Raw genomic sequence first — 25,633 nt, 5'->3', positions numbered from 1 at the left:
AAGATGACGTAAAAGCCCAGCTTCTCGTCCCTGAATCCCGATAGCGTGCAGGTATGGCCAAGACGACGACGCAATACGTGTGCACGGAGTGCGGCTGGACCGGCGGCAAGTGGTTCGGACGCTGCCCGGAATGCGGCCAGTGGGGAACCATCGAGGAATTTCACGAAGCCCGTGTCGTAGGTGCAGGCGGTGGTCTGTCCTCCTCTGGCGGCAGCCATACAGCACCGGCTCCTCCGAGGACCGGCCTGGCCCGACCCATTACCCGGGTAGACACGGACCAGGTAAAGCGGATTCCCACGGGATTCGAGGAGTTCGACCGAGTTCTGGGCGGGGGTATCGTACCCGGGTCGGTCATTCTCTTGGCCGGTGAGCCGGGCATCGGCAAGTCCACCCTCCTGCTGGAGACCGCTGGCCGTGTGGCCGACCGGGGCGATGAGAGGGGCAAAGTGCTCTACATATCCGGCGAGGAGTCCCAGGCCCAGGTGCGGATGCGGGCCAGTCGGGTGGGAGCGCTCAAGGATTCACTGCTGCTGGCTTCCACGACCGATCTGGCTACGGTGCTGGGGCTGATTGAGCGCGAGAAGCCGACACTGGCCATTGTGGACTCGGCTCAGACCATCGTCTCCAGCCAGGTCGACGGCATCGCCGGGGGCTCAACGCAGGTGCGCGAGGTGGCCATCAGCCTGATCGACATGGCCAAGTCACACGACATCCCCATCCTCCTGGTTGGCCATGTAACCAAGGACGGCTCCATCGCCGGGCCGCGGACCCTGGAGCATCTGGTCGATGTGGTCTGCCAGTTCGAAGGCGACTCCCAGACCGCCCTGCGTCTGCTGAGAGCGGTCAAGAACCGGTTCGGCCCCACCGACGAGGTGGGCTGCTTCGACATGGGCGAGCAGGGCATCGAAGAGGTCAGCGATCCCACAGGGCTCTTCCTGTCCACGGCCGGGCAGGAGGTGGAGGGCACCTGCGTGACCTTCACCTTGGACGGCCACCGCAGTCTGCCCATCGAGATCCAAGCTTTGGTCACCTCCTCAGTCCTGCCCACGCCCAGACGCAACACCAACGGGATCGACGCCAACCGCCTGGCCATGCTGGCTGCAGTGCTCTACCGCCACGGCCGGGTCAATTTGCTGACAAGGGACCTGTACGTGTCCACTATCGCCGGCGGGTTGGCCAAGGAGCCCGGATGCGATCTGGCCATCGTGGCCGCCCTGGCCAGTGCAGCCAAGTCCCGGCCCATCCTGCGCACAACCTGTGCCATGGGCGAGATATCGCTGACCGGGCAGGTCAGGCCGGTGCCTCAGCTCAACCACCGGTTGCAGGAGGCCGCCCGCCTGGGATTCACCCGGGCGCTGGTCCCACCCGACCGACATTCAGGAGGACGAAAGCCCATTCCGGGCCTGGAAGTGGTTGAAGTAGCCTATCTTGCCGAGGCCCTGGAGGCTCTGGGACTGGTTTAAGCCCATTGGCTGCCCGTCACCTAATGCACAATATGGCGTTCACCTGCCGACTCGTTAACCTACCGGACTAGGATGGAGTCGCCGGAAGACCGACACCCATTATCATCGCGAGGAGCAGATCAGCATGACCATCTTCACCAGGAAAACCATCCGCAGGCTGACGGCGGCCGCACTCACGACAGTCACGCTCATGGCCGGCGCGGCCTGCGGCTCCTCATCGAGCAACAGCGGGCAGTCGGCAGACAAGCAGGACATCACCCAGCAGACCATCAAACCTGGCACCCTGACCATTGCCACCGGAGACCCGGCCTACGCCCCCTACATGCAGGATAACAAGCCCGAATCCGGCAAGGGCTACGAGGCAGCCGTAGCATATGCAGTAGCAGAGAAAATGGGATTCGACAAGGCGCACGTCACCTGGACCCGGACCACCTTTGACGCCGCCATCGCGCCGGGCAGCAAGGACTACGACCTGAACATCCAGCAGTTCTCCATCACCCCGGAACGCCGTCAGGCTGTGGACTTCACACCCAGCTACTACAACTCCACCCAGTCGCTGGTGGTCAGGAACAACTCTCCATACGCCTCCGCCACCTCCCTTGCTCAGATCAAGGATGCCAAGATAGGAGCCATGGTCGGCTCCACCTCATACGAGATGGCCCACAAGCTGGTCAAGCCTGACATCGACACCTTCAACGACGACGTGGCCTCATCCCAGGCCTTGGATGCCAATCAGATCGACGCGCTTGTCGTGGACACCCCCTCGGCCGTGACCATGGTCGATTCCGGGCAGGTCAAGAACGCCAAAATCCTCGGGCAGATCAAGGGCTCGCAGGACCCGGAGGGCATGGGCATAGTCCTGCCCAAGGGTTCCAAGTTGACACCGGCCGCCTCCAAGGCTGTCACCGCCCTGAAGAAGGATGGGACCTTGGATAAGCTGCAGAAGCAGTGGCTGCACGTCTACACCTCCCTGCCCACCCTGGGCTGAGAGAAGAAAGGAAACCTTGTCGTTCATGGCCACCTCGGCACAGGACGCGGTCAGCGATATCCAACGGGAACGGGAACGCTACGGCCGTCGACAGAATCTGCGCTCCGTGGCGGTCAGCATCGCCAGTACGCTCGTACTGGCCCTGCTGATCGCCCTGGGGCTGCACGCCTCACCTGGCTGGCCCCGAGTCAAGCAGTCGTTTTTCTCCGGCGCCTACTTCGCCCAAGCCTTTCCCAAGGTCCTCCAGGGGCTCTGGCTCAATCTGGAGGTCCTCTTCTTCGCGGTCATCGGCGTGGCCATCCTGGGCACCCTGTTGGCTATGATCCGCACCAGCCGAAACCCGCTGCTCTTTCCCCTGCGGGTGCTGGCCCAGGTCTACACCACGATCATGAGGGGCATCCCCATGATCGTGGTCCTCTACCTGATCGGCTTCGGCATTCCCGGGCTGGCCATCTTCAACCGGATTCCGGCAGCCCTGCTGGGCACCGTGGCGGTCATCCTCTCCTATTCGGCCTACATCGCCGAGGTGCTGAGGGCCGGCTTTCAGGACGTCGGCCCCTCCCAGAGGGCGTCGGCACGCTCACTGGGCCTGACCTCGGGGCAGACCATGCGTCTGGTGGTCATCCCCCAGGCCCTGCGCAAGGTGGCTCCGGCATTGATGAATGACTTCATCTCCATGCAGAAGGACGTGGGGCTGATCTCGGTCCTGGGAGCCGTCGACGCGGTCAGGGCGGCCCAGATCATCGTGGCCACCTCCTACAACTTCACCCCGTACGTGGTGGCCTCGGTGCTCTTCATCGCCACCTCGGTCCCCTTCATTCTTCTCAACGACTGGTATTCCAACCGTCTGCGCAAGCGCGAACAGAGCGGAGGCATGGTATGAGCGAACAGGCAGGCACCGATAAGGACCAGCCGGTGCTCCGTCTGGAGGATGTGCGAAAGACCTACCCTGGGGGCAACAAGGTCCTACGCGGCATCTCCATGACCATCATGCCTCATGAGACCGTGGCCCTGCTGGGTCCCTCAGGATCGGGCAAGTCCACCCTGATGAAGTGCATCAACCTTCTGGAGACCGTCAACGACGGCAGGATCTGGCTGGGCGGCACCGACATCACCGATCCCAGGATCAACCAGGATGCCTGCCGGGCCAGAATCGGCGTGGTATTCCAGCAGTTCAACCTCTTCCCCCATATGAACGTCCTGAAAAACGTGACACTGGGAGCCATCAAGGTCCACGGCATGCCCAAGGACCAGGCCAGGGAGCGTGCCCTGGAACTGCTGGATCGAATCGGCATGAGGAAGAAAGCCGGAGCCTACCCGGACCAGCTCTCCGGCGGCCAGCAGCAGCGGGTGGCCATCGTCCGAGCCCTGATGACCGACCCGGAACTGCTCCTGCTGGATGAGATCACCTCAGCCCTGGACCCCATGCTGGTGGGCGAGGTCCTGGCCATGGTCTCGGAGCTGACCGCCGGTGGAACCACCATTCTCATGGCCACCCACGAGATGGGTTTCGCCCATCATGCAGCCGATCGGGTTGTCCTGCTTCTGGACGGTGTCATCGCCGAGAACGGAACGCCGCAAGAAGTCATGGACGAGTCTGAGAATCCGCGCACCAGGGAGTTCTTCAGCCACTTCCGAGGGCTGTAAGTTCCCAAGTTCCTACGGTCTCCGGTTGGTGGAAAATACTCTTCCTGCGGCCTTGGTCAGTTCCAGGGTGCGATCGGCATCCAGGGCCAGCTGTCGTTTGAGGGGCTCCTCGCCCGCATACCGCTTCTGACCGCGCAGACGGCTGAGAAACTCCACGCGGACCCTGTGACCGTACAGATCCACCCAGTCCGGCCGGACGGCATTGGCCTCCAGGATTCTTGGAGTCTGTTGTCCCGGAGCCAGGAAAGTCTCCTTGGTGCCGATGGAGATGGCGGCAGGCATCCGCCAGGGCGAACCCTGGACCAACCGGCCCTCCCGGCCCTCCTGCGTCGCCATAGGATCCGTAGGCAGACCCAGGTCAACCAGCCAGCCTGCATAGACTCCATCCGCAGGCATCATCCCCTGGCTGTCAGGAGCAAGATTGGCAGTCGGAAATCCCAAGCGGCGACCCCGCTGCTCCCCATGGACCACTGTGCCTTGAACCATGTGCGGCCGACCCAGAATATCCATTGCCGCATCCACATCGCCATCCAGGATCAACTGACGAAGGTGGGAGCTGCTCCAAGCACGTACCCGGCGTCGCTCCAGGCCGTCGGCATCAGGCAGAGTGCAGTCGCCGGGTCCCTGGTCGTCCACGACTTCCAAGTTGAATAGTCCTGTGTCCGCCAAATCGGCAATGGCTGTAATATCGCCGATTCGCCCTGCGCCCATCTGCGCATCACGGCCCAGGACCAGCGTTCGCATGGCCAGCTGTTCGGTAAGCTGCTTGAGGAAGAACCGATAGGACTTGGCTGCAAATGCCAGCGTGTATCGCACCACCACAACCTGATCCAGCCCCAGCTGGGCCATGAGCCGCAGGCGCTCCTCCAGAGGCATGATCTGATCTGGGTCGTGACGAATCAGGTCCGGGGACGGTTCAGTCAAGTCATGGCTGTCGGCATAGCTATGGACTAGTTTGGGGCTGGGATCGAAAACCAGAGCCATGGGCCGGTCCTGTGCCTTGGCCGCGAGATCGACCACCCGGCGCAGGAGGGCCTGATGACCCCGATGTATGCCATCGAAAACCCCGATGGTGACCTCGCTAGACCGGGCCCCCATGGTTCCCGGCCACCTGACAATGCCCGACTCATCCGGGCTGACCTGGCTGACCTTCATCCGATTCCCATCACTTAGTCATGGCGGCCCCCGGACTCGGGCGCCGAAAATTCCTTAAGCACTGTATTCCCACCATCGCACCCCTGGCAAGACCCTGGGGTAAACATGAACCTGTGCCCTCATGTCTCGGTGTGGAAGACCACATCCGGCTTGGCCCCACCTCGTGAACCGGGCACCAGGATAGCAGCCAGACGCTGCTTGCCCACAGGTCCGGCCAGTGCTGCCGTGGGTCCGGCGACAGGCTGATGCAAGAATCCGCCATTGGCCACTCTGGCGGCCTGGTCGGTATCCAGGTTGAGGACAGGCATGCTCATGCGTGCCGCCTGCTCAAGACTCAGAGAGCCATCCAACATCCCCTGCCGGTCATGGTCCGGGACCATACGGCTGCGAATAACCGTCCGACCTTGTCGGTCCCGGTAGGTGTGGGGGACCACCTGACCGCCCACAACCTTAGACTTGAGGGCGGAATCCTCCAGGTCGAATGGACCTACCCGGATTCTTCTCAGGGCGGTCAGGTGGCCGCCCAGGTCCAGCCGCTCGCCCAGGTCGCGAGCCAGGGCCCGGATGTAGGTGCCGCTGGAGCAGATCACTTCCACATCCACATCGACCACCCTGGTGCCTTGGTCGGGCAATTCCACACGACGAAAATCGAGCAGACGGAAGGATGCAATTCGAATACGTCTGGGTTCCAGCTTGACCTCATGACCTGCGCGAGCCAGGTCATAGGCCCGTCTGCCCTGGACCTTGATGGCGGAGAAGGCATCAGGCACCTGGTCTATCCAGCCGGTGAAGCAGCGATCAATCAAATCCTGCAGACCCTGGGCTGTCAGATTGTCCACATTCTGCGCGGCTCCAGGACGCACCGGCAGCATATCCCCGTCAGCATCGTCCGTGGTGGTACCCAGTCCCAGACGTATGGTGGCCCGGTAGGCCTTGTCATGGCCGACGATGACCGTCAACAACCGCGTGGCTTGGCCGAACCCTACGACCAGCAGGCCAGTGGCCATGGGATCCAGGGTCCCGGCATGGCCCACGCGACGCATGCCGAGGACAGAGCGGACGGCAGCCACCACGTCATGGCTGGTCACACCGCTCGGCTTGTCGACAAGGATGATGCCCGAGATTGGTTCACCGGTGCCAAACTCCATACCATCCAGCGACTCGGAAGCCCCTGCCCTGCCAATGCCTTCAGCGGTCGGCTTCATCCGCATCCTCTGCCGCAGGTTCGCCAGGGACGGAGTCCGACCCATCGGTCTCTTTTTCGTCGTCATGCCTGTACGGGTCGGGGTCGCCGGCGTAGCTGGCATTGACCCGGGCTTTGGCCATGGCCTCGTCCCGATGACGGGCCGCGGTCAGCACATCCTCAATCTCGGTCGCCTCGGCAGGCACCTCATCGTAGATGAAGCGCAAGGTAGGCGTCAGTCGCAGACCAGCCCGAGCACCGACCAGGGTGCGCAGTCGGCCAGAGGCCTGCCGCAGGGCTTGCTGGGCACGTTTGCGCTCCCCGGCCTCGTGACCGGACCGCCCCAACTGGGTCCAGTAGATCTTGGCTATCTGTAGGTCGTTGGTGACCCGAACCTCAGTGACGGTGACCCCTGCCAAGCGCTTGTCGTGCATCTGGGACTCCAGCGCAGAGGCCACAACCCGCTGTATCAGGGCTGCTATGCGTACAGCGCGGGGATTTTCACCCATCATGATTCCTTTCTCGAACCGTCTATGACTAATCGTCGCATTCATGGCGATCCGCCCCGGCCAGGGAGTACCCAGACCGGGGCGGATCGCCACGGGCCTTCCGACATACGGTCGGCAGGTCGACAGGCTCTACTTGCGTTCCACTTCCTGCATCTCGTAGGTCTCGATGATGTCGCCCACCTCGATGTCGTTGAAGGAGCCCAGGTTGATGCCAGCCTCGTAGCCTTCGGACACCTCGTTGACATCGTCCTTGAACCGGCGCAGGGACGAGATCTCCAGATCGTTGATGGTGACCACCCCGTTGCGGGCGATGCGAGCCTTGGTGCCCCGCTTGACGGTGCCGTCCTGGACCATGACGCCCGCGATGTTGCCGAACTTGGAGGAGCGGAAGATCTCACGAATCTCGGAGTGGGAGGTGGTGACCTCTTCGTACTCCGGCTTGAGCATGCCCTTGAGCGCCGCCTCGATGTCCTCGATGGCGTTGTAGATGACCGAGTAGTACTTGATCTCCACCCCCTCGCGGTCCGCCAGATCCTGGACCTGCCGGTTGGGCCGGACGTTGAAGCCGATGATGACGGCCTTGTCGACCGTGGCCAGGTTGACGTCGTTCTGGGTGATGGCGCCCACGCCCCGGTGGATGACCTGGATCCCGACCTCGTCGGAGACCTCGATCTTCATCAGGGAGTCTTCCAGAGCCTCCACCGAACCGGAGGAGTCGCCCTTGATGACGATGTTGAGCATGTCCACCTCGGACTTGGCGAACTGCTCCTTCAGGCTCTCCAGAGAGACAACCTTGCGGCGCTTGGCCAGCTGTGCGGCGCGGGCCGAGGCCTCACGCTTCTCGGCAATCTGACGAGCGGTGCGGTCGTCGGGCGCAACCAGGAAGAGGTCGCCGGCGGTAGGCACTGAGGTAAGACCAAGCACCTGGACGGGTGTGGAAGGACCCGCAGCATCCATCTGCCGACCGTTCTCGTCCAGCATGGCGCGCACACGGCCATAGGCCGATCCGGCCACGATGGCATCGCCTACATGCAGTGTCCCCTGCTGGACCAGCACAGTGGCCACGGCTCCGCGACCCTTGTCGAGACGGGCCTCGACCGTCGCGCCACGAGCGTCCATGTCGGGGTTGGCCCGAAGGTCAAGGTCGGCATCGGCAGTCAGCAGGACGGCCTCCAGGAGCTTGTCCACGTTGGTGCCCAGCTTGGCGGAGATGTCGACGAACATGGTGTCGCCGCCGTACTCTTCGGATACCAGACCGAACTCGGTCAACTGACCGCGTACCTTCTGGGGATTGGCTCCCTCGACATCGATCTTGTTGACAGCCACCACGATGGGCACATGGGCAGCCTGGGCGTGGTTGATGGCCTCCACGGTCTGCGGCATGACGCCGTCGTCCGCGGCCACCACCAGGATGGCCACATCAGTCAGCTCGGCACCACGCGCACGCATGGCCGTAAAGGCCTCATGACCAGGGGTGTCCAGGAAGGTAATCTTGCGATCCTCCCCGTCCAGGGTGACCGTGGCCTGGTAGGCCCCGATGCGCTGGGTGATGCCGCCGGCCTCCTGGGTGGTCGTGTTGGTCTTGCGGATGGTGTCCAACAGACGGGTCTTGCCGTGATCGACGTGGCCCATGACGGTGACCACCGGAGGCCTGGGCTGCAGGTTCTCATCATCCTGGTCCTCACGTTCTTCGTCCAGGTTGATGTCGAACTGCTGAAGGAGCTCCTTGTCCTCCTCCTCAGCGGAGACGATGCTGATCTTCCACCCAATCTCGTCGCCCAGGATTTGGAACGTTGCCTCATCCAGGGACTGAGTGGCCGTGGCCATCTCGCCCAGGTGGAAGAGCACCGTGACCAAGGCAGCGGGGTTGACGTTGATCTTGTCGGCCAGGTCGGCCAGGGTGGCGCCCTGACGGAGCTTGACGGTACGTCCATTGCCCGCGGGGATGCGCACACCGCCGATGACAGGTGCCTTCATCTCCTGGAATTCATGCCTCTTGGCCATCCGATTCTTGCGGGCCTTGGAGGACTTGCCTCCCTGGCGACCGAAAGCTCCAGCTGCACCGCCGCGACCGCGACCACCGCGACCTGAACCGCCGCGGAAGCCGCCTGAAGGTGCCGACGAAGCGGCTCCGAAACGACTGCCGCCGCCCTGATGTGTCTGCTGACCTGGACGACTATGGCCCCACTGCCCTGGACGTGCGCCCTGTCCGGTGCGTCCGCCACGGCCATTGCGGAATCCGCCCCGGCCCCTGCGTGAGTCGTTGACGGTAGGTCTGGCCATGGGATGCGGCCTGGGAATGTCTGAAGGCATAGGGGCCTTCATCCCCTGCTTGCGGCTGAAAGGATTGTTACCCGGACGAGGCGTGGATGCTCCCGGCCGCGCTCCATGACGTGCTGCTGCAGCGTTGGAGCCACCGGGACGACCGCTGTTGCGCGAGCCCTGGGGGCCGGGCCTGCCCATGGCTGAAGGCTTGGGCCCACGGGACTGGTTGCGCTGCTCATGCTCGTTGCGGTTGCCCTGGGGGGCACCGGGCTTGGGGAAGTGTCCGCTGGGACGCTGCTGGCTCCGTGAGGCGTCACCACCAGCCGAGGGCCGACGGTTCTGTCCGGGCTTTGGCCCAGGTGTGGATTGCTGCTGGGTGCCACTGGACTGCGAGCGGCCATGCTGACCCTGGCCGCTTCCATGATTAGGGCCGCCGGGGCGGGCATTTCGCGCAGCGGCCTGGCCTGCGTCGCCCTGTCCCTTCTGAGGGAAAGCGTCCTTGAGTCGACGAACCACAGGGGCCTCCACAGTGGAGGATGCGGACTTGACGAATTCGCCCATGTCCTTCAACTTCGCCAGAACAGTCTTGCTGTCTACGCCAAATTCCTTGGCCAGCTCATACACGCGTGCTTTGGGCACTTACTTTCTCCTTACCGGACCGCGCGTATGACCGGCGCGATCACTCTTTTATGACGGCGAACATATCCTGTCTCATCGTGCGACCATGATCGTGTTACCTCGTCTCTGTGCCGGGGCCGACGGCGTGAACCACCGGACTCGGGATACCGCGTCTAGCATACTCGCGTCGTCGGATGTTTGCTCTCAGGCGTCTTCACCAGCAGCCGAAGCAGATTGTGCCTGCAGCTCGCGCAATTTTTGCTGGTGAGCCTCCTCTGACTCAATGCCAATCTTCCAGCCTGTCAGCTTGGCGGCCAGACGGGCGTTCTGACCCTCTTTGCCAATGGCCAGGGAGAGCTGTGCGTCCTTGATGAAGGCAATGGCCGTACGGTTGGGCTCGCTGACGATTTGCACCTGACGAACCACAGCCGGGGACAGGGCCGCAGCTACGAATTCGGCAGGATCCTTGGACCAATCCACAATGTCGATCTTCTCAGGCCCCAGATTCTCCATGACAGCACGCACGCGAGCGCCTGCCGGCCCAATCAGCGCACCCTTGGGATTGACCCCCTTGGTGTTGGCACGGACCGCAATCTTGGTTCTGGCACCTGCCTCACGAGCAATGGCCATGATGGAGACCGCGCCGGAGACCAGCTCCGGTACCTCACGCTCAAAAAGGCGGCGAACCAGCTCGGGATGGGAACGCGACACAATAATTTCCGGCCCCTTGAGTCCACGGGAGACATTGACCACGTAGACCCGGATCCGCTGGCCATGCCGGTAATGCTCTCCAGGCACCTGCTCGCGGCGGGGCAGAATGGCCTCGACATTATCTACTGCCACATGCACATTGCCAGGATCGCTGGCATCCTGCTGCACGACCCCAGTGATCAGATGGCCCTTCTGACCTGAGAAAGCCCCAAAGACACGCTCGTCATCGGCCTGACGGAAGAGCTGGCGAATGACCTGGCGTGCCGTGGAAGCCGCCAGCCGATCGAAGTCCTTTGGCGTGTCGTCGTATTCCTCGCCCAGATCATATCCCGGTTCAGGCTCTTCAGGCGTGGGCTCGCGAGCGATCTCGTCCTGTGCCCAGATGGTAAAAGTCCCCGCACGTTCGTCCAGCTCCACCCGTGCGTGCTTGGCTGCGTGAGGCGACTTCTGGTAAGCCAGGAGAAGGGCCTCGCTCAGTGCTTGATCCAAGGTCTCGGCATCAATCCCTTGTTCGTGTGCCAGCTGATGAATCTCAGCCAGGTCCAGTTCCATGTCAAGACCTCCTATGAAGTTATTCAGACTGCGCTTCTTTTAGTCTGCAATGCCTACTATTCTAGCCTTTCATGCAGACACAGCCGGTTCCTGAATACCACGGGTGGGCGAGTCGTCGGCCGACGATCCCGGCCCGACTGATGAGAGCCGGTATCGCGGTACTTCTGCTGGCCGCAACCATTTCAGGATGCGCACCCTCTGCCGTGCACGTCAGCCAGCACGACCCTGACGATCTTCGGCCTACCGCCTGCGAACAGGCATGGACGCAAGCCCAGCACTCGGAAGGGCTTCGAAAGGATCAAGCAGACAGCCGGGCTCAGGACTGGATCCAAGCGGCCCGCGAATGCCCTGCCAGACTGGATGAAGCCACGGTACACGCGGCCCAGGCTTTGACGGCTTCCCAAGGCGGGCAGACCAATCGTCAAACAGCCACGCTAAGGCTGGTCCAGACAGCACAGCGGTTGGACCCGCTGGCGAAGGCACTGCCGGTTGAATTGGCCGATCAAGCCATCATAGGTGAAGACCGTTCCGGATTCGAACTCTCGGTCCTCGCAGCCCGTACAACGGATGCCGCGTGGATGCTGACCCTAGCCGATGCGCACACTGCAGCCGCGCAGATTCTGGTCGGTCACGCCAAACATGATCCCCGGCAGGGGGTCTATCCCACCACTGATCTGCTGGCGCACCCGGATGAGTGCACGGACCCCGCCAATGGAATACAGACCTCTACCCCTGCCCTGATCGAGATCGATACGGCGCGGACCCTTTTGTCCGTCGGAAGAAAACTGAACGGGTTCTCAGGCACGATACGAACTGATGCCAGTCAGAACGGAAAAAGTCGCCAGGAGGCGACATCTGCCCTGGTCGACATGATTGTGGCCCACTTGTCCATGGCCATGAACCTCGGCTACCCGGCCACATCGTCAGCCCTGCTGCAGGCACCAAAACGCTGATTTCCAATACGGACCAGCCGCCAGCAGGTTACACTGATCGCACTCGTCAGTTTTCCCATTCTTATATGTGGGCTATCCCTGCCCGTGCACGCCTGAAAACCTGGCCAAGGGTCAAAATGATTATCAAGCAAACGAATTAGTTATTACTTACTTCAGATTTCACGAAACCTGGCAGGTGGCGTCAGGGGTTCAGGCGGTGCTAATATAGAACGTGTTCCACAGGTGTATTCCACAGGAACGCAGGGGGGTATGAACCCGTGCAATGTAGGAGGCGACCCGGTGCTGGTCATCGCATCGCCTTCTGCATTGGACGGTATTTATCTACTCAGCATCGAGAACTGAGACGAACAGCCAATGAAGGCACACGGAAGACCGGTCCTGCCTGACAATCATCAAATTGATCGAGTGCCATTCTCGCAGTTATCCAGCAAAACTGATTCCCTATGGACTGTATATCAGCAGCAATCAGGAAACCCGACTCCACGAGTGAGCCACTGCAACTTGGCAATCCGGCAATAGTACTTAAATACAGAAGGCCCCAACCGTCGGGCCGGGGCCAATAAGTGGCGGTTGAGGCGAGATTCGAACTCGCGGAGGGAGTTGCCCTCACACGCTTTCGAGGCGTGCTCCTTAGACCGCTCGGACACTCAACCATGGTCGTTGCCCGACATTGCCGAACAACAACTTTTCTATTATGCCACAGAGTCCCTACCTGGCAAACGGCGTGGCGCAGTCAGCGGTCGCCGTGAACAACCAGGCGGTCACAGTGTACGGCGGGCTCGGATGGCCTGCGCCCGTTCAGCAAGCTGGTCATCAGGCGGGTAGGCCACATGCTCCAGGGTCAGGCCCCGAGCATCTATGGGACCGGTGGAGCCTTCGCGCAGGGGGTGGGCAACCTTGTCGGCAAACCATTGGACGGACCGGCGTCCCTGGCCCACCTGAATGCAGGCCGCGACCAACGAGCGGACCATGTTATGGGCAAATGCATCGGCTACAATCCGAAAAACGGTCAACCCGGACTCCATGAAGGTCGGAAGGCATCCGACGGCAGCCTGCCCCTGGGCAGTCTCGTACAGATTCACGTTGGGAACCAGGTCCCAATGTGCTGCCAGGACCTTGCGGATGGTCGTGCCACCAGGATTTGGCCTGGCAAAGGATCCGAAGTCATGCAGACCGACGCATTCCGCTGCAGCCTCGTTCATAGCTTCCAAATCCAGGCTTCCCTCCAGGTCCAACACATAGCCCCGCATACGCGGATCCCCTGGCTTATCCCCCTGGCTGACCCGATACAGGTAGGTGCGTTCCAAGGCAGAGAAACGGGCATCGAAACCCGACGGAGCGGATCTGAGCCCGAGCAACACGATGTCAGCGGGCAGCAGGTGTCGAAGACGGCGTTCAAGGGCAGATACACCATCGACACCCATATGCCCCCTGCAGGACTCGAGTACAGCAACGGGAATGTCCAAGTGTGCTACCTGGTGAGATGCGTGGACCCCAGTGTCGGTCCTGCCAGCCACGACCAGCCTGGGCTCCCAAGCGACGCAGCTGTGGGAAACCTGGCCATCCGGTCTGCGGGCTCCAGTGATCACAGACAGGGCCTGTTCGACGCAGCCCTGGACTGTACGAAGCCCAGGCTGCCGGGCCCAGCCATGGAAGCCGCCACCGTCGTAGGCCAGATCCATGCGCAGCCTGACAAGGGGCATTTCCCCTTCCTGATCCTCCATCAAGACCTCCCTGGCACCAATGACAAACGGGGCCGGAGAGCCATGCTCCCCGACCCCGTCACCAGAACAAAGACCGATTACTCAGCGGCCTTCTCGGCATCTTCAGCCACATCGGCATTTTCCTCTGCCTGGGCTTCCGCCTGATCCGCCTTGTCAGCTGTCTGCTCCAGATCCTCAGCGGCCTCGTCAGCCTGGGCCACGTCCTGATCGGACTCATTGGCCTCCACGGCCTGATCGACGGCATCCTTGGCAGCGCCTTCTGCGACAGCGGCATCGGTGGCTGCAGCCACCTCGGCGTTGTCATCCTTGGCGGCCACCTTGGCTGCGGATTCGGCCTCCTTGACGACGGCCTTCTTGGCCGACAGGGGCTCGGTGACCAGCTCGATCACCGCCTGCGGGGAGTTGTCCCCTCGGCGGGGAGCAATCTTGGTGATGCGGGTGTAGCCGCCCTCACGCTGCTGCATCTGTTCGGCGATCTGCGTGAACAGGATGTGGACCACGGACTTGTCACGGATGACGCGCATGACGCGACGGCGGGCGGACAGATCCCCGCGCTTGGCGAAGGTGATCAGCCGCTCGGCCAGCGGACGCAGGCGCTTGGCCTTGGGCAGGGTGGTCGTAATACGGCCGTTTGCAAAGAGGCTAGTGGCCATGTTGGCCAGCATCAGCCGCTCGTGCGCCGGGCTGGAGGCCAGACGTGGGCCCTTGCTAGGTTTTGGCATTGGATTATCTCCTTACGGCCCGGGAGGACAGGTGGGCATACGCCCGAACATCCGACTTCCCGGAATTGCTGTCAGCAGGCGACGGAACCCTTCCCCCTCGCCCGCTCATACGAAGGCTGCAATCCTTCACTCGTCGTCAGGCGAGAAGAAGGTGCCCCCCTCGAGATTATTGGTGTCGAAGCCCAGTGGGGAGGCCTTCAGCGACAGCCCCATGCCCTCAAGCTTCTCCTTGACCTCGTCGATGGACTTCATGCCGAAGTTTCGGATGTCCAGCAGATCCTGCTCGGTATGCGAGACCAGCTCACCGATGGTATGGATTCCCTCGCGCTTGAGGCAGTTGTAGGAACGCTGCGTCAGGTTCAGGTCCTCAATCGGCACGGACATCTGGGGATCGGCTTCTTCCACCACAGGCTCGGGCCCGACCTCCACGCCCTCGGCCTGGGTGTTGAGCTCGCGGCAGAGGCCGAAGAGCTCGACCAGGGTCGACCCGGCGGACGCCACCGCGTCACGCGGCGAGATGGCGGGCTTGGTCTCCACGTCCAGGATCAGCTTGTCGAAATCCGTGCGCTGCTCGACACGGGTAGCCTCGACCTTGTAGCTGACCTTGAGCACAGGAGAGTAGATGGAATCGACCGGGATGCGGCCGATCTCATCGTTGTCCTGCTTGTTGAGCTGGGCCTGGACGTATCCACGCCCACGCTCCACCGTAAACTCGATCTCCAGCTCACCATCCTCGGCAAGGGTCGCGATATGCAGATCAGGATTGGCCACGGTGACGCCGGCCGGCGGAGTGATATCTCCGGCGGTGGCCTCGCCCTTGCCGCTCTTGCGCAAATACATGACCACAGGCTCGTCGTATTCACTGGTCAGCACGATGCCTTTGATGTTGAGCAGGATCTCAGTGACGTCCTCCTCCACACCTGGCAGCGTGGTGAACTCGTGCAGGGCACCCGAGATGCGGACCGAGGTCACAGCCGCACCGGGTATGGAGCTCAGCAGGGTACGACGCAGGGAGTTACCCAGGGTGTACCCAAATCCGGGCTCCAAGGGCTCGATGGTGAAACGGGAGCGCTGGGCATTGACGACTTCTTCAGTAAGAGTCGGACGCTGTGCAATAAGCACTGTTGCTATCCTTTCAGCTCCGACCGGTGGTGCACTCACCGGTCTTCGCGGGTGGATTCATGGGTTTTCTAGTGCTCAGACGCGACGGCGCTTGGGAGGACGAACGCCATTGTGTGCCTGTGGGGTCACATCGGAGATGGAACCGACCTCCAGGCCTGCGGACTGCAGGGAGCGGATGGCGGTCTCACGGCCCGAACCCGGGCCCTTGACGAAGACATCCACCTTCTTGACCCCATGCTCCATGGCCTTGCGGGCGGCGGATTCGGCAGCCATGCCCGCTGCGTAGGGGGTGGACTTGCGGGAGCCCTTGAAGCCCACATCGCCGCCCGAAGCCCAGGCCACTACAGCACCGGAAGGATCGGTGATGGAGATGATGGTGTTGTTGAATGTTGACTTGATATGCGCCTGCCCGACCGGAACCGACTTGCGATCCCGACGACGAGGCTTGCGCGCGGCCTGCTTTGCTGCTGCCATTGATCCTCGTTTCCTTGTCACGAATAACGAATAACTGATTGCTAGTGCGAACCATCGGGGACCCTCATCCCCGCTTCGCATTCGGCCTTACTTGGTCGCCTTCTTCTTTCCGGCGACGGTGCGCTTTGGTCCCTTGCGGGTGCGGGCGTTGGTCTTGGTCCGCTGGCCGCGCACGGGCAGGCCCCGGCGGTGGCGCTGGCCCTGATAGCAATTGATTTGGATCTTACGGCGAATATCAGCGTCGATCTCACGACGCAGATCACCCTCGATCTTGTAGTTTCCCTCGAGGTAATCACGCAGCGTAATGAGCTGCTCGTCCGTAAGATCCTTGACGCGGGTGTCCGGATTCACTCCGGTCGCGGCAAGTGTTTCCTTGGCGCGAGTACGCCCCACACCGAAGATGTAGGTGAGGGCTATCTCTATGCGCTTCTCGTTGGGGATGTCGACTCCGGCAAGACGTGCCATTGCGATTCCTTTTTGCTCTACGCAGGTCGTGCACCGAGTCTTCCGGTCTCCCGGCCCGGGCCTGCGCACCCGGGGTTCAGCCTATCGGCTGTGACTCAGCGCCTTTGGTGTTCGTTGCCGCTGGGAATCCGCTCAGCCCTGGCGCTGCTTGTGGCGTGGGTTTTTGCAGATCACCATGACGCGGCCGTGACGACGAATCACGCGGCAGTTCTCGCAGATTCTCTTCACACTAGGGCTGACCTTCATGGTTTTCCTTTGCTTGTGTACCTTAGTTACTTGTACCGGTACGTAATCCGTCCGCGGTTCAGATCATAGGGACTCATTTCGAGCACCACCCGATCCTGGGGCAGAATGCGGATGTAGTTCTTGCGCATCTTGCCGGAAATGGTGGCCAGCACCAGGTGCTTGTTCTCGAGCTCGACGCGGAACATCGCATTCGGGAGGGCCTCGACCACACGCCCTTCCACCTCGATCACACCATCTTTTGCCATAAGCCTTCTATCCGATCCTCGGCCGGTTACACAGCGCGTCGAAAGACACGCCAAATGGCAAGTATAGCATTGATGGACCCAAAATTGGGCAATAGCGTGTTGACACGACAAAAGGGCCGTCTGAACGGCTGTCGCTCAATCAGTATAGCAGTCGTTCAGGCGGTCCGGTTAGAATCCGAATCCCTCAGTCCTCGATGGCGATGTTCTGCGTATTGTCAGCCGGTTCGATGCTGGTCTTGGGCAGGGTCACCTCCAGGGTGCCGTTGGCATAGTGGGCATGTATGTCCTCCTGGCGGACCTTGTCGCCCACATAGAAGCTGCGGGAGCAGGATCCGGTGTAGCGCTCACGCCGAATCCACCGTCCCTGATCGTCCTTGTCGCCCTGGTCACTGTTCTTCTGGGCAGAGACAATCAGGTAGCCGTCCTCCAGACGCAGGCCGATGTCCTGCTTGTCGAAGCCGGGCATGTCGATGGAGAGCTGGTACTGCCCGTCCTTCTCACGCACATCCGTATTCATCAAGGGGCTGTTCAGCGCGTTCTTGGGGCCCTGGCCCTGCCGACGCCCGTCACGCCAGTTGTTGAAGAAGGGATCATCGAAGAAGTCGCCGAAGATCGAATTGTTCATCAATGCGGGAAACATAGCCATAATCACATCTCCTGATTCTCTAAGTCATAGTTTCTGCGGACCGAAACCCCAGGTGGACATCCTGACCTGTCCTCCCGGGCTCCCTGCCCTTCACTTTGTCCAAACCGAGGACCCCGGTTTCCATGCCCGATGTTCACCCAAGGAATAAAAGTTGAGTCTGGGTGACTCAACTTTGGTAAATAGTCCTGTTTTTTCGTCCTTGTCCTCTCACTCTTCGGGCCTTGAATGACCACATGTCAGACATTACGGGCCAAAATTCTTGTGACGCGACTTTGAGGCATTTACCATAGGATAAGATTCCGCCAGCCCCCGTAGGCTCTTGAGGGCGGACCCAATCCCATGTGGACCGGACGGACCGGCCATTCCTAGTCAAAGGAGCTCAGATGCTCACCAACGAATACATCAAGCGCGTCTACCAGCAGGTTGAGAAGCGCGACGGCGACCAGCCGGAATTTCTGCAGGCTGTTCGCGAGGTTTTCTCCAGCCTGGAGCCCGTGGTGGAGCGGCATCCCGAGTATGAGGCCAACGGCGTGCTGGAGCGCCTGGTCGAGCCCGAGCGTGCAGTCAAGTTCCGAGTGGCCTGGACCGACGACCAAGGCCATGTTCAGGTCAACCGCGGCTACAGGATCCAATTCAATTCAGCCATCGGCCCCTACAAGGGCGGCCTGCGCTTCCACCCGACCGTGACCGAGTCGGTCATCAAGTTCCTGGGCTTCGAGCAGATCCTGAAGAATTCGCTGACCGGACTGCCCATGGGGGGTGCCAAGGGAGGATCCGACTTCGACCCCAAGGGCCGTTCGGATGCCGAGGTCATGCGCTTCTGCCAGGCCTTCATGACTGAGTTGCAGCGCCACATCGGACAGTTCACCGACGTGCCTGCCGGCGACATCAATGTTGGATCGCGCGAAATCGGCTACCTGTTCGGCCAGTACAAGAGAATTCGCGACGAGTACTCGGGCGTGCTGACAGGCAAGGACCTGACCTTCGGCGGCTCCCTGGCCAGGACCGAGGCCACAGGCTACGGACTGTGCTACTACACCCAGGAGGCCCTGCAGACGCTGCGCAAGGACTCCTTCCAGGGCAAGACCGTCGTCATCTCCGGTTCAGGCAATGTGGCCATCTTCGCCACCGAAAAGGCCCAACAGCTGGGTGCCAAGGTGGTAACGGCATCCGACTCCAACGGATACGTCTACGATCCCAACGGAATTGACCTGGACGTCGTCAAGGACATCAAGCTGGGTCACCGCGGCAGAATTCGCGAGTATGCGGACCGTGTGGATTCCGCTGAGTACCACGAGGGCTGCAAGGGCGTCTGGACTGTGCCCTGCGACATCGCCCTGCCCTGCGCAACGCAGAACGAAATCGATGAGGAATCCGCAAAGACCCTGGTCGCCAACGGATGCACCGTGGTCTGCGAGGGCGCCAACATGCCCTCCACCCCCGAGGCCATCCAGGTCTACCAGGACAACAAGGTGCTCTACGGGCCCGCCAAAGCCGCCAATGCCGGCGGCGTGGCGGTCTCCGGTCTGGAGATGAGCCAGAACTCGCTGCGCCTGCAGTGGACCTTCGACGAGGTGGACCAGCGACTCAAGGACATTATGACCGGGATCTTCCAGAAGTCCTACCAGGCCTCCAAGGAATACGGGCATGAGGGCGACCTGATGCTGGGCGCCAACGTGGCCGGATTCACCAAGGTGGCCGATGCCATGGTGGCCCAGGGCATCCTCTGAAATAGGCTCTAGATAGATAAATAAGGGGTCCGACCTGCATCCTCTGCAGGTCGGACCCCTTATTGCGCTTCAGCAGACAACAGGACTCAGGCGACCAGCTGTCCGATGACCTCGGGCTCAATCCTCTGGCCCGGGTTGAAATCCTCGGAGCCCAGATACCGGTAGATGCTGGCCTGAAGGGCCCGAGCCTCCGGATATTCGGTCAGATTCTGCAAGCCCATGGAGGAGAGCAGAAGCCGGCCTTTCCCGCAGCGGCATTCCAGCAGCTGTGTCATGGGTCGCAGGTAGGCGTAGCTGTCCATCTCGGTGATGATGGACTGGTAGCGCTCAGGCAGGATGATGGCCCGCTGGGTGGCCATGGGCCACCACTGCCAGTCAGTGTGCGATTCTGTCGGGAAATCAGCGAAAATAGGGTGATCAGCCTGGATGAACTGCCCCATGGTACCGCTCTGGTCCTTGAACGTCCCTACTGACCAGAAGTCCGTGGAGAAGTGGGCCTGAACGGATCTGGGCAGGGACTGGGCCGTGGAGTCGGGACTCAGATATACCGTGCCCCCCTGATCAAGGACCCGACGTGCCTGCTGGTCGAACCTCCTGGTCTCGTACAAGCCGTCCGGTCGGCCAGGCTGGCTGTCCTGGTAGACCCAGATCGGATAGACGTTGGTCACGCCGTCAATCTCCAGACTCAGACGGCAGCGTTGGCTGCCTCGAATGCCATTCAGGGACAGTTCGAAGGCTCCCAGATCAGTCAGCTTGCCCACCGGGCAGGTGACCTTGGGGAAGACATGCTCCAGATCAACCCCCTGGCCCTGCAACCGCAGCCGTAGATCACCCTGCAGCGCGCGCCGGCCGTAGTTGGCCACCTTGACCGCCCCTGAGAGCTTCTCCCGGCTGGTATAGGCATAGCGGCCCATGACAGCCAACGGCAACTGGTCCGTGAAGAAGGACCGGAAGCGTTCAGGGCGGGCGAAAGGAAAACGCTTGGGGTGCAGATGGGCATCCATCATGCCCACCAGAGCCGTGCCCTGTCCGGGAAAATCCTGAAGACCCAGCAACGAAAGCCCCGACATGGAGGGTGTCCGCAGGACGGACTCCACCTCCTCCCGGTAGCAGATCCGCGACAGTTCTCCTGTGGCGGCCACCCAGTCCAGCCAGGTGCTCTGATCCAGGCCAGATTCACGGACCCTGTCACGGATCATTGCGTAATTGTCAGGACGGGTGATCCCGGTGAACTCCTCGATCTCTCGGAAGTCCGGCAGCACCTCATACTGGCCGACCTCGAAGCCGTAGACCGGCACCTTGCACTCTTTGCGCACTGCCTGCATGGAATCCTCGAAATTGTGGGCAGTGCCCGGATGAACTGCGTTGGTGGACCCACGCATGTCGGCGAAGCAGCAGCGCAGGTCGTGGCCCTTGTAGAACTCGGAGGTATAAATCTCGTTGCAGTCGTCGCTGCCAAGCTGACCATAGTGCGGGTTGGAGGAGTTGGCATAGAGCCGGGTGTCGTCAATGCCTCGTGCATCCTCAATCAGCTGAGCCATGCGCTCGTGGCCGGTCGCATCCGCCCACAGCTCGTTGCCCAGGGTAAGCATGACGAAGGAGGGATGGTTGGCCAGGAAGAGCAGTGTCTGCTCAAGTTCGGTGCGATAGTAGCGATAACTGACATCCTCCTGGAAGGCATGATGGCAGTCCCAGTGGGAGAGCTCGGGCTGCATCATCATCCCCATCCGGTCTGCTGCGATGAAGGCCGCCTCGGGCGGGCAGTGCGAATGGAAACGGACCACATTCACTCCGTATGACCGGTAGGCCTCCAGAATGCGAATCCAGGAGCCCACGTCCATGGGCGGGAAACCGGTCTGCGGAAACTCAGCGCAATTGGCCTCGCCACGCAGGAAGAAGGCCCTGCCGTTCAGAGTCAGTCTCCCCTGCTCATCGGCTGCGAAGTCGCGGATGCCGAAATCCGTGCTGACCCGAGAGAGCACCCTGGATCCGTCCGGTGTCAGGAGTTCAACTGTTATTTCGTGCAGACAGCCCTGGTATTCGTCCCAGCGATCCGCATGGGCATCAAGCGGCAGATCTGGCCAGGTCAGTGTTCGCCGCCCAGGTTCCAGATCTGCAGCGACCTCCAGAGGTTGGACCAGCGCGTCTGAAGAAACCCTCAAGCGACCATGGAATCCTTGGCGCGAATCCACGTCAGCCTTTACGATCAGCACATCGCCATGGGGGTAGGCACGAATGCCATCCAGGAAGGTGTCCTCCTCCACACGCAGGCCGATGTTTCCCAGAAGCCCGTTCCAGTTGGTCTGGGTGTGATCAGTGGCGGTCGAGGAATCCAGGATTGCGTCGTGGGGCATGCCTTGGTAGGCGTTGTCGGAATCCACCTGCAACAGGTCATCGCCCGTCAGTAGTCCAGTCAGCTCGAAGACATGCGGGGTGTTCAAGGTCTGAGGACGGTAGGGTTCAGCCAGACGTTCACCGACCCTGACCTCCAGGCGGCGAGCGCGCTCCACCTCGAGGAAGACCCTCTGCCCAGGCTGCGGAGACCATCTAATCCGTCGGGATAGCCTGACCGTTCCTTCAAAGGTATGCCGCCTGGTCAGCCGAGAGCCGATTGGGCCGGGCTTGCCGCTGCCATAGGTAGCGGACAGCTCCTGATCATCATGTCCTAGTCCGTTGGTGTCCAGCGTACCTGGCAACAGGACGGTTCCCTGCAGCTCGGACGGGGACTGAACCCGCCAGGCTCCAGTCAATGCAACCTCAATCATGCTTTCCTCCCGGTAAGAAGTGTTCTGTGGTCCAACTCGTCAGTGAACAACCCGGCCTGAATATGGCCGGCATCCAGTTCCAACACCTGTTTCAGGCACTCCCGAGCCTGGGCGATCTGCCCTGTGCCGATGCGTGCCAGAGCCATCAGGTAGAGGCAGTGAACCCGGTTCATGCGGGTATAGTCCGCATCGAAGGTCAGGAAGTCAGGCCGGGAGACTGCGAAGTAATCTTTTTCCGCATGGTCATCCAAATGCTGCTCGCCGAAGTCCAGCAGCCGGTAGAAGCAGGCATTGGCCGGACCCTGCTCGCCAAGGGCCTGATGGGCCAGTCCCTGGAAGAGGACCATCTCGGCGGGTTGGTCGTTGTAGTAGAGCGACTCTCCCACCTGCCCGGAGCCCAGGCAGGCCAGACGGAACTCCTGATCCGCAGACTCCTTGTCACCTGCCGCTCGTCTGACCAGCCCAAGGTAGTAGTGAAGATCATTGTCCTTCTGACCTTCCAGCTTGCCTTCGCCCAGGTTCTCCGGATAGCTCATGGCTCGCTCCAGCAGATCTGCGGCACGGCCCCAGTCCTGGGCCGCCATGGCATCCTTGGCCATCAGCTTCAGGGAGATTCGGTATTGGGCGGTGATCTTGCCCTCGCCGCCCTCCCAAGGGTGGAAGCGTCGGCTGCTCATCAGCCGATAGGCCTGTTCGTAGCTGCCGGTCTGGTTCAGCAGGCTCAGGTATTCGATATAGAGATCGTCCCTGCATGACACAACCTCTGGATGCTTCTCAAATTCAGTCAGTCGACGGGCAAAGCTCCAGCCCATCAGCCGATGAAGCTGATCCCGCTCCAGAAAGACCCTGGCATCTTCGGGATCCAACCGGCAGGCGGTCTCGATCTCCTGATCGGCGGCTTGCCAATCGTGTCGCTTGTTGCCGTAGGCGATGGCCAGGTTGCGGTGAACAGTGGCGAAGTCGGGATCCAATCGCCTGGAATGCTCCCAAAGCTCGATGGCCCGGTCCGTCAGAGACTTGTCGTAGTAGAGGCAGCCCAGATAATAGGCTGCCTTGGGACCATCGACCAGAGTCATGGCCATGCGCAGGGGGGCTATATCATCCAGGGAATTGGGGAAGCAGTAGTCCGAAGGCGCAGCCTCGGCTGCCTGGAAGGCCTGAAGGGCCTGATCTTCTCGACCCAGCAGGTACAGATACCAGCCTTGATAATACCGGATCATGGGCTGGTGCTGATCGGCTTGGCCCAGTAGTTGCAGCGCCTCCTCATAGGCGCCGAAGGCAGCGTAGTCACGGGCAGTCCGCAGCAGATTGAGGTAATCCCCACGCATCAGTCCGGACAGCTCGTCCGGATCACCGCCTGCCAAGACCCGCTCGTAGCCGGATACGAAGTCGAACCGATCCAGAACCAGGTTCTCGCTGACCACTTGGTCCGCCTGATCCTGCCTGCCCAGCCGGCGCAGCAGATAGGCCTTGAGTCCGCGAGCCCGGATGTTGTCGGTGTTGCGGGTCAAAGCGCGCTGGACAAAGTCCAATGCCTGTTCCAGCTGGCCGCGACAGGCCGCGATGCAGGCCAGGCAGAAGAAGCCCCGTTCCTTTTGGGCATCGTCCCAGGTGGCCTTGTAGAAGGCGTCATAGGCCTGATCCATTCGTCCTTGATAGCTCAAGGCGAGACCCAGATTGTAATGAGCCTCGGAATCATAGGGTTGGCTGTTGCGCCAGGTCAACCGCTTGATGGCTCTGCGGAAGTGCTGCTCGGCTCCGGCGAAGTCGCCGCGTCGAAGCAGAAGTCGGCCGTAGGCGTTGTTGATGCGCGCATCGCCCGGGTCACGCTTGAGCCCCTCCAGGTAGTAAGGATCAGGCCGGTAGGTGGCATGGCGGTACTGCTCCAGGTGCAGACCGGTCAGCAACAGTTCCTCGTTGGTGCCTATACGCTCAGGCCGATCGGCAGCCTGTGCCGGCTCGGGAATCTTGCCTCCGGCGGGTGGCTGCGGACGATAGCTGACCAGGAGCCGCCCTTGCGCGTCCTCCACTCGGGCTGTCAGTGCAGTGGCCGGACGATCAGCGGTCTCGAATTCGGCCCTGACCTGATTGTCTGGGCCAAGGGTGCCCTGCCACTGGTAAAGGATGGCCCCGTCATCGGCACAGACCCGGATCCGCGCTTCCTTTTGAAGCCGTGTGGCGTAGACGGTGATTCGCCCTTGCCCAGCCTTCAGCCCCTGAGCCTCGATCCCCTCACGCTCGCCGGCAGCCCCGAAGGTCTGCTCGGGGCCAACTTCCAGGTTGAGGGCCGCATCCACACTGGCATTCTTGACCAGCCCCACCTGCTTGTAGGGCATGAAGTACTGGGTGAAGGTCTTGCCCTCGTAGGGCTTGAGCCAGGTGAAGTCAGGCTGGTTGTCGGTGAAGACCCCGGTCATCAGCTCCACGTAGGGGCCGTCGGCATCGGTCAGATTGCGGTCCCAGGCGTGGCCGAAGTCCCCGCAGCCCCAGGTCCACTGCTTCTTGCCCGGGGAGATGTGATGGTCAGCCACATGCAGAATGCCCGCCTGCCGGGAGAAATCGTAGCCGCCGACGAAGTCATAGTCCGAATGAGCCGCCATATATGAGGTCGGCACCGGCACGTTCTTGTAGCGGCTGATATCCACTCCCTGGGAGTAGTCGTGTTTGTAGTAGGTACCTGTGGCGATGGGATAGCGGGAGACGTCGCGCTTGCCGTGGTCCATGACCGCAGTGACATCGGGTGGCATGACGGTCCTGGTATGTTCGTTGACCGCCACTGCCGGATTGGCCCACCAGAGGAAGGATTGAGGCAGGGGCGTGCCGTTGTAGAGCCGGGCGGAGATTTCGATGACGCTGACCCCGGGATGCAGGGCGATGGTGGTGGTGACCTGGGTGCCGTAAATGCGGTCGGTATCGTGGCAGACCACCGCCTTGCCACCGTCCGGCAGGTCCTTCAGCGTACAGTCCACCGGAAGGAAGGTGCTGGGCCGGTGATGCTGCGGCCAGTTGAACTCGATGCCCCCCGAGATCCAGGGACCGGTCAGGCCTACCAGGGCAGGTTTGATGACCCGGTTGCGGTAGACGAAGTCATAGTCGTTGGTCTTGTCCCGGGCATACTGGATGCGTCCGCCCAGTTCGGGCAGGACGGTCACCTCGAGGTATTCATTCTCCAGGATGACCGCCTTGTAGTCCTGATCCTTGCATTCGTCCGAGATGGTCTCGATGACCGGGTAGGGATAGACCCGTCCCGAAGAGCCCTGGTAGACTCGGTTTTCAATAAATTGCGGATTCTTGTCCGGTTTTCCAATCCCGTAGGTGGGAATCGCAAGCTCTGTGACCTTCACTGTGACGCCCATGGTCATCAGCCCCTTGTCTGCTCAGCAAAACTGTATATATTTGCTCTCAGTCTAGAATTGGAATCGGCCCTTGGAACCGCATAAATTGTTTGAA

The 25,633-nt window shown here is 61.4% G+C and carries 21 protein-coding genes and 1 tRNA gene; 6 read left to right on the top strand and 16 right to left on the bottom strand.

From position 1 onward, the window contains the following. Positions 1–53 precede the first annotated feature (53 nt). The 4 genes from radA (at position 54) to ACUIAF_RS08350 (ending at position 4,098) form a co-directional block, all read left to right on the top strand. Positions 54–1,463: a DNA repair protein RadA gene (gene radA, locus ACUIAF_RS08365; RefSeq protein ID WP_015022315.1), complete on the top strand. Its 1,410-nt coding sequence runs from the start codon at positions 54–56 to the stop codon at positions 1,461–1,463. 124 nt (positions 1,464–1,587) lie between these two features. Continuing rightward, positions 1,588–2,451, top strand: coding sequence for an ABC transporter substrate-binding protein (locus tag ACUIAF_RS08360; RefSeq protein WP_445338555.1), 864 nt, complete (start codon positions 1,588–1,590; stop codon positions 2,449–2,451). Positions 2,452–2,476: 25 nt separating this feature from the next. After that, complete coding sequence (locus ACUIAF_RS08355) at positions 2,477–3,334, top strand: amino acid ABC transporter permease (RefSeq protein ID WP_110417588.1); 858 nt, start codon at positions 2,477–2,479, stop codon at positions 3,332–3,334. After that, positions 3,331–4,098 carry an amino acid ABC transporter ATP-binding protein gene (locus ACUIAF_RS08350; RefSeq protein WP_445338553.1) on the top strand — a complete coding sequence of 256 codons (768 nt, stop codon included), beginning with the start codon at positions 3,331–3,333 and terminating at the stop codon, positions 4,096–4,098. The genes ACUIAF_RS08355 and ACUIAF_RS08350 overlap by 4 nt, the downstream gene beginning before the upstream one ends. Positions 4,099–4,110: 12 nt before the next feature. Here ACUIAF_RS08350 and ribF read toward each other — a convergent pair whose 3' ends face one another. The 5 genes from ribF to nusA form a co-directional block, all read right to left on the bottom strand. Then, a complete protein-coding gene (gene ribF, locus ACUIAF_RS08345; RefSeq protein ID WP_445338551.1) occupies positions 4,111–5,253 on the bottom strand; it encodes a bifunctional riboflavin kinase/FMN adenylyltransferase in 1,143 nt (380 codons plus the stop codon). Between the two features lie 119 nt (positions 5,254–5,372). Beyond that, positions 5,373–6,401: a tRNA pseudouridine(55) synthase TruB gene (gene truB, locus ACUIAF_RS08340; protein WP_445339193.1), complete on the bottom strand. Its 1,029-nt coding sequence runs from the start codon at positions 6,399–6,401 to the stop codon at positions 5,373–5,375. Between the two features lie 40 nt (positions 6,402–6,441). Continuing rightward, complete coding sequence (gene rbfA, locus ACUIAF_RS08335; protein WP_033510894.1) at positions 6,442–6,948, bottom strand: 30S ribosome-binding factor RbfA; 507 nt, start codon at positions 6,946–6,948, stop codon at positions 6,442–6,444. A 126-nt stretch (positions 6,949–7,074) separates the two neighbouring features. Further along, positions 7,075–9,849, bottom strand: a complete 2,775-nt coding sequence (gene infB, locus ACUIAF_RS08330; protein WP_445338549.1) for a translation initiation factor IF-2 — start codon at positions 9,847–9,849, stop codon at positions 7,075–7,077. Positions 9,850–10,032: 183 nt separating this feature from the next. Further along, complete coding sequence (gene nusA, locus ACUIAF_RS08325; protein ID WP_198203314.1) at positions 10,033–11,091, bottom strand: transcription termination factor NusA; 1,059 nt, start codon at positions 11,089–11,091, stop codon at positions 10,033–10,035. 140 nt (positions 11,092–11,231) lie between these two features. Here nusA and ACUIAF_RS08320 point away from each other — a divergent pair, with 140 nt between their 5' ends. Then, on the top strand, positions 11,232–12,044 hold the full coding sequence (locus ACUIAF_RS08320; RefSeq protein WP_445338548.1) for a hypothetical protein: 813 nt from the start codon (positions 11,232–11,234) through the stop codon (positions 12,042–12,044). 564 nt (positions 12,045–12,608) lie between these two features. Here the strand turns inward: ACUIAF_RS08320 and ACUIAF_RS08315 are convergent. The 9 genes from ACUIAF_RS08315 to ACUIAF_RS08275 all read right to left on the bottom strand — a co-directional run bounded on the left by ACUIAF_RS08315 (position 12,609) and on the right by ACUIAF_RS08275 (position 17,688). After that, a tRNA-Ser gene (locus tag ACUIAF_RS08315) sits at positions 12,609–12,697 on the bottom strand. Between the two features lie 108 nt (positions 12,698–12,805). Continuing rightward, entirely contained in the window at positions 12,806–13,768 is a 963-nt protein-coding gene (locus tag ACUIAF_RS08310; protein ID WP_445338547.1) for a tRNA pseudouridine synthase A, read from the bottom strand. Positions 13,769–13,845: 77 nt separating this feature from the next. Beyond that, a complete protein-coding gene (rplQ, locus tag ACUIAF_RS08305) occupies positions 13,846–14,490 on the bottom strand; it encodes a 50S ribosomal protein L17 (protein WP_198216228.1) in 645 nt (214 codons plus the stop codon). 126 nt (positions 14,491–14,616) lie between these two features. Further along, the gene (locus ACUIAF_RS08300) at positions 14,617–15,612 is read right to left on the bottom strand and encodes a DNA-directed RNA polymerase subunit alpha (protein ID WP_015022327.1); all 996 of its coding nucleotides are present in this window, start codon (positions 15,610–15,612) and stop codon (positions 14,617–14,619) included. A 75-nt stretch (positions 15,613–15,687) separates the two neighbouring features. After that, entirely contained in the window at positions 15,688–16,086 is a 399-nt protein-coding gene (gene rpsK, locus ACUIAF_RS08295; protein WP_015022328.1) for a 30S ribosomal protein S11, read from the bottom strand. An 87-nt stretch (positions 16,087–16,173) separates the two neighbouring features. Then, positions 16,174–16,551 carry a 30S ribosomal protein S13 gene (rpsM, locus tag ACUIAF_RS08290; protein ID WP_015022329.1) on the bottom strand — a complete coding sequence of 126 codons (378 nt, stop codon included), beginning with the start codon at positions 16,549–16,551 and terminating at the stop codon, positions 16,174–16,176. 132 nt (positions 16,552–16,683) lie between these two features. Next, on the bottom strand, positions 16,684–16,797 hold the full coding sequence (gene rpmJ, locus ACUIAF_RS08285) for a 50S ribosomal protein L36 (RefSeq protein ID WP_015022330.1): 114 nt from the start codon (positions 16,795–16,797) through the stop codon (positions 16,684–16,686). A gap of 26 nt (positions 16,798–16,823) precedes the next feature. Beyond that, a complete protein-coding gene (gene infA, locus ACUIAF_RS08280) occupies positions 16,824–17,042 on the bottom strand; it encodes a translation initiation factor IF-1 (RefSeq protein ID WP_015022331.1) in 219 nt (72 codons plus the stop codon). Between the two features lie 184 nt (positions 17,043–17,226). After that, positions 17,227–17,688, bottom strand: a complete 462-nt coding sequence (locus tag ACUIAF_RS08275; protein WP_015022332.1) for an Hsp20/alpha crystallin family protein — start codon at positions 17,686–17,688, stop codon at positions 17,227–17,229. Between the two features lie 383 nt (positions 17,689–18,071). Between ACUIAF_RS08275 and gdhA the strand changes: the two genes are divergently transcribed. Beyond that, positions 18,072–19,418, top strand: coding sequence for an NADP-specific glutamate dehydrogenase (gene gdhA, locus ACUIAF_RS08270; protein ID WP_024626778.1), 1,347 nt, complete (start codon positions 18,072–18,074; stop codon positions 19,416–19,418). A gap of 86 nt (positions 19,419–19,504) precedes the next feature. On the opposite strand, the gene ACUIAF_RS08265 is transcribed toward gdhA, so the two are convergent. Next, on the bottom strand, positions 19,505–22,183 hold the full coding sequence (locus ACUIAF_RS08265; protein WP_445338544.1) for a hypothetical protein: 2,679 nt from the start codon (positions 22,181–22,183) through the stop codon (positions 19,505–19,507). Continuing rightward, positions 22,180–25,539, bottom strand: coding sequence for a DUF5107 domain-containing protein (locus tag ACUIAF_RS08260; RefSeq protein ID WP_445338542.1), 3,360 nt, complete (start codon positions 25,537–25,539; stop codon positions 22,180–22,182). Before ACUIAF_RS08260 ends, ACUIAF_RS08265 begins: the two co-directional genes overlap by 4 nt. Between the last annotated feature and the right edge of the window lie 94 nt (positions 25,540–25,633).

Source organism: Bifidobacterium sp. ESL0822 (assembly GCF_052606675.1).
The sequence above is the reverse complement of the archived record's forward strand: the minus strand, read 5'-3'. Positions and strand labels throughout refer to the sequence as shown.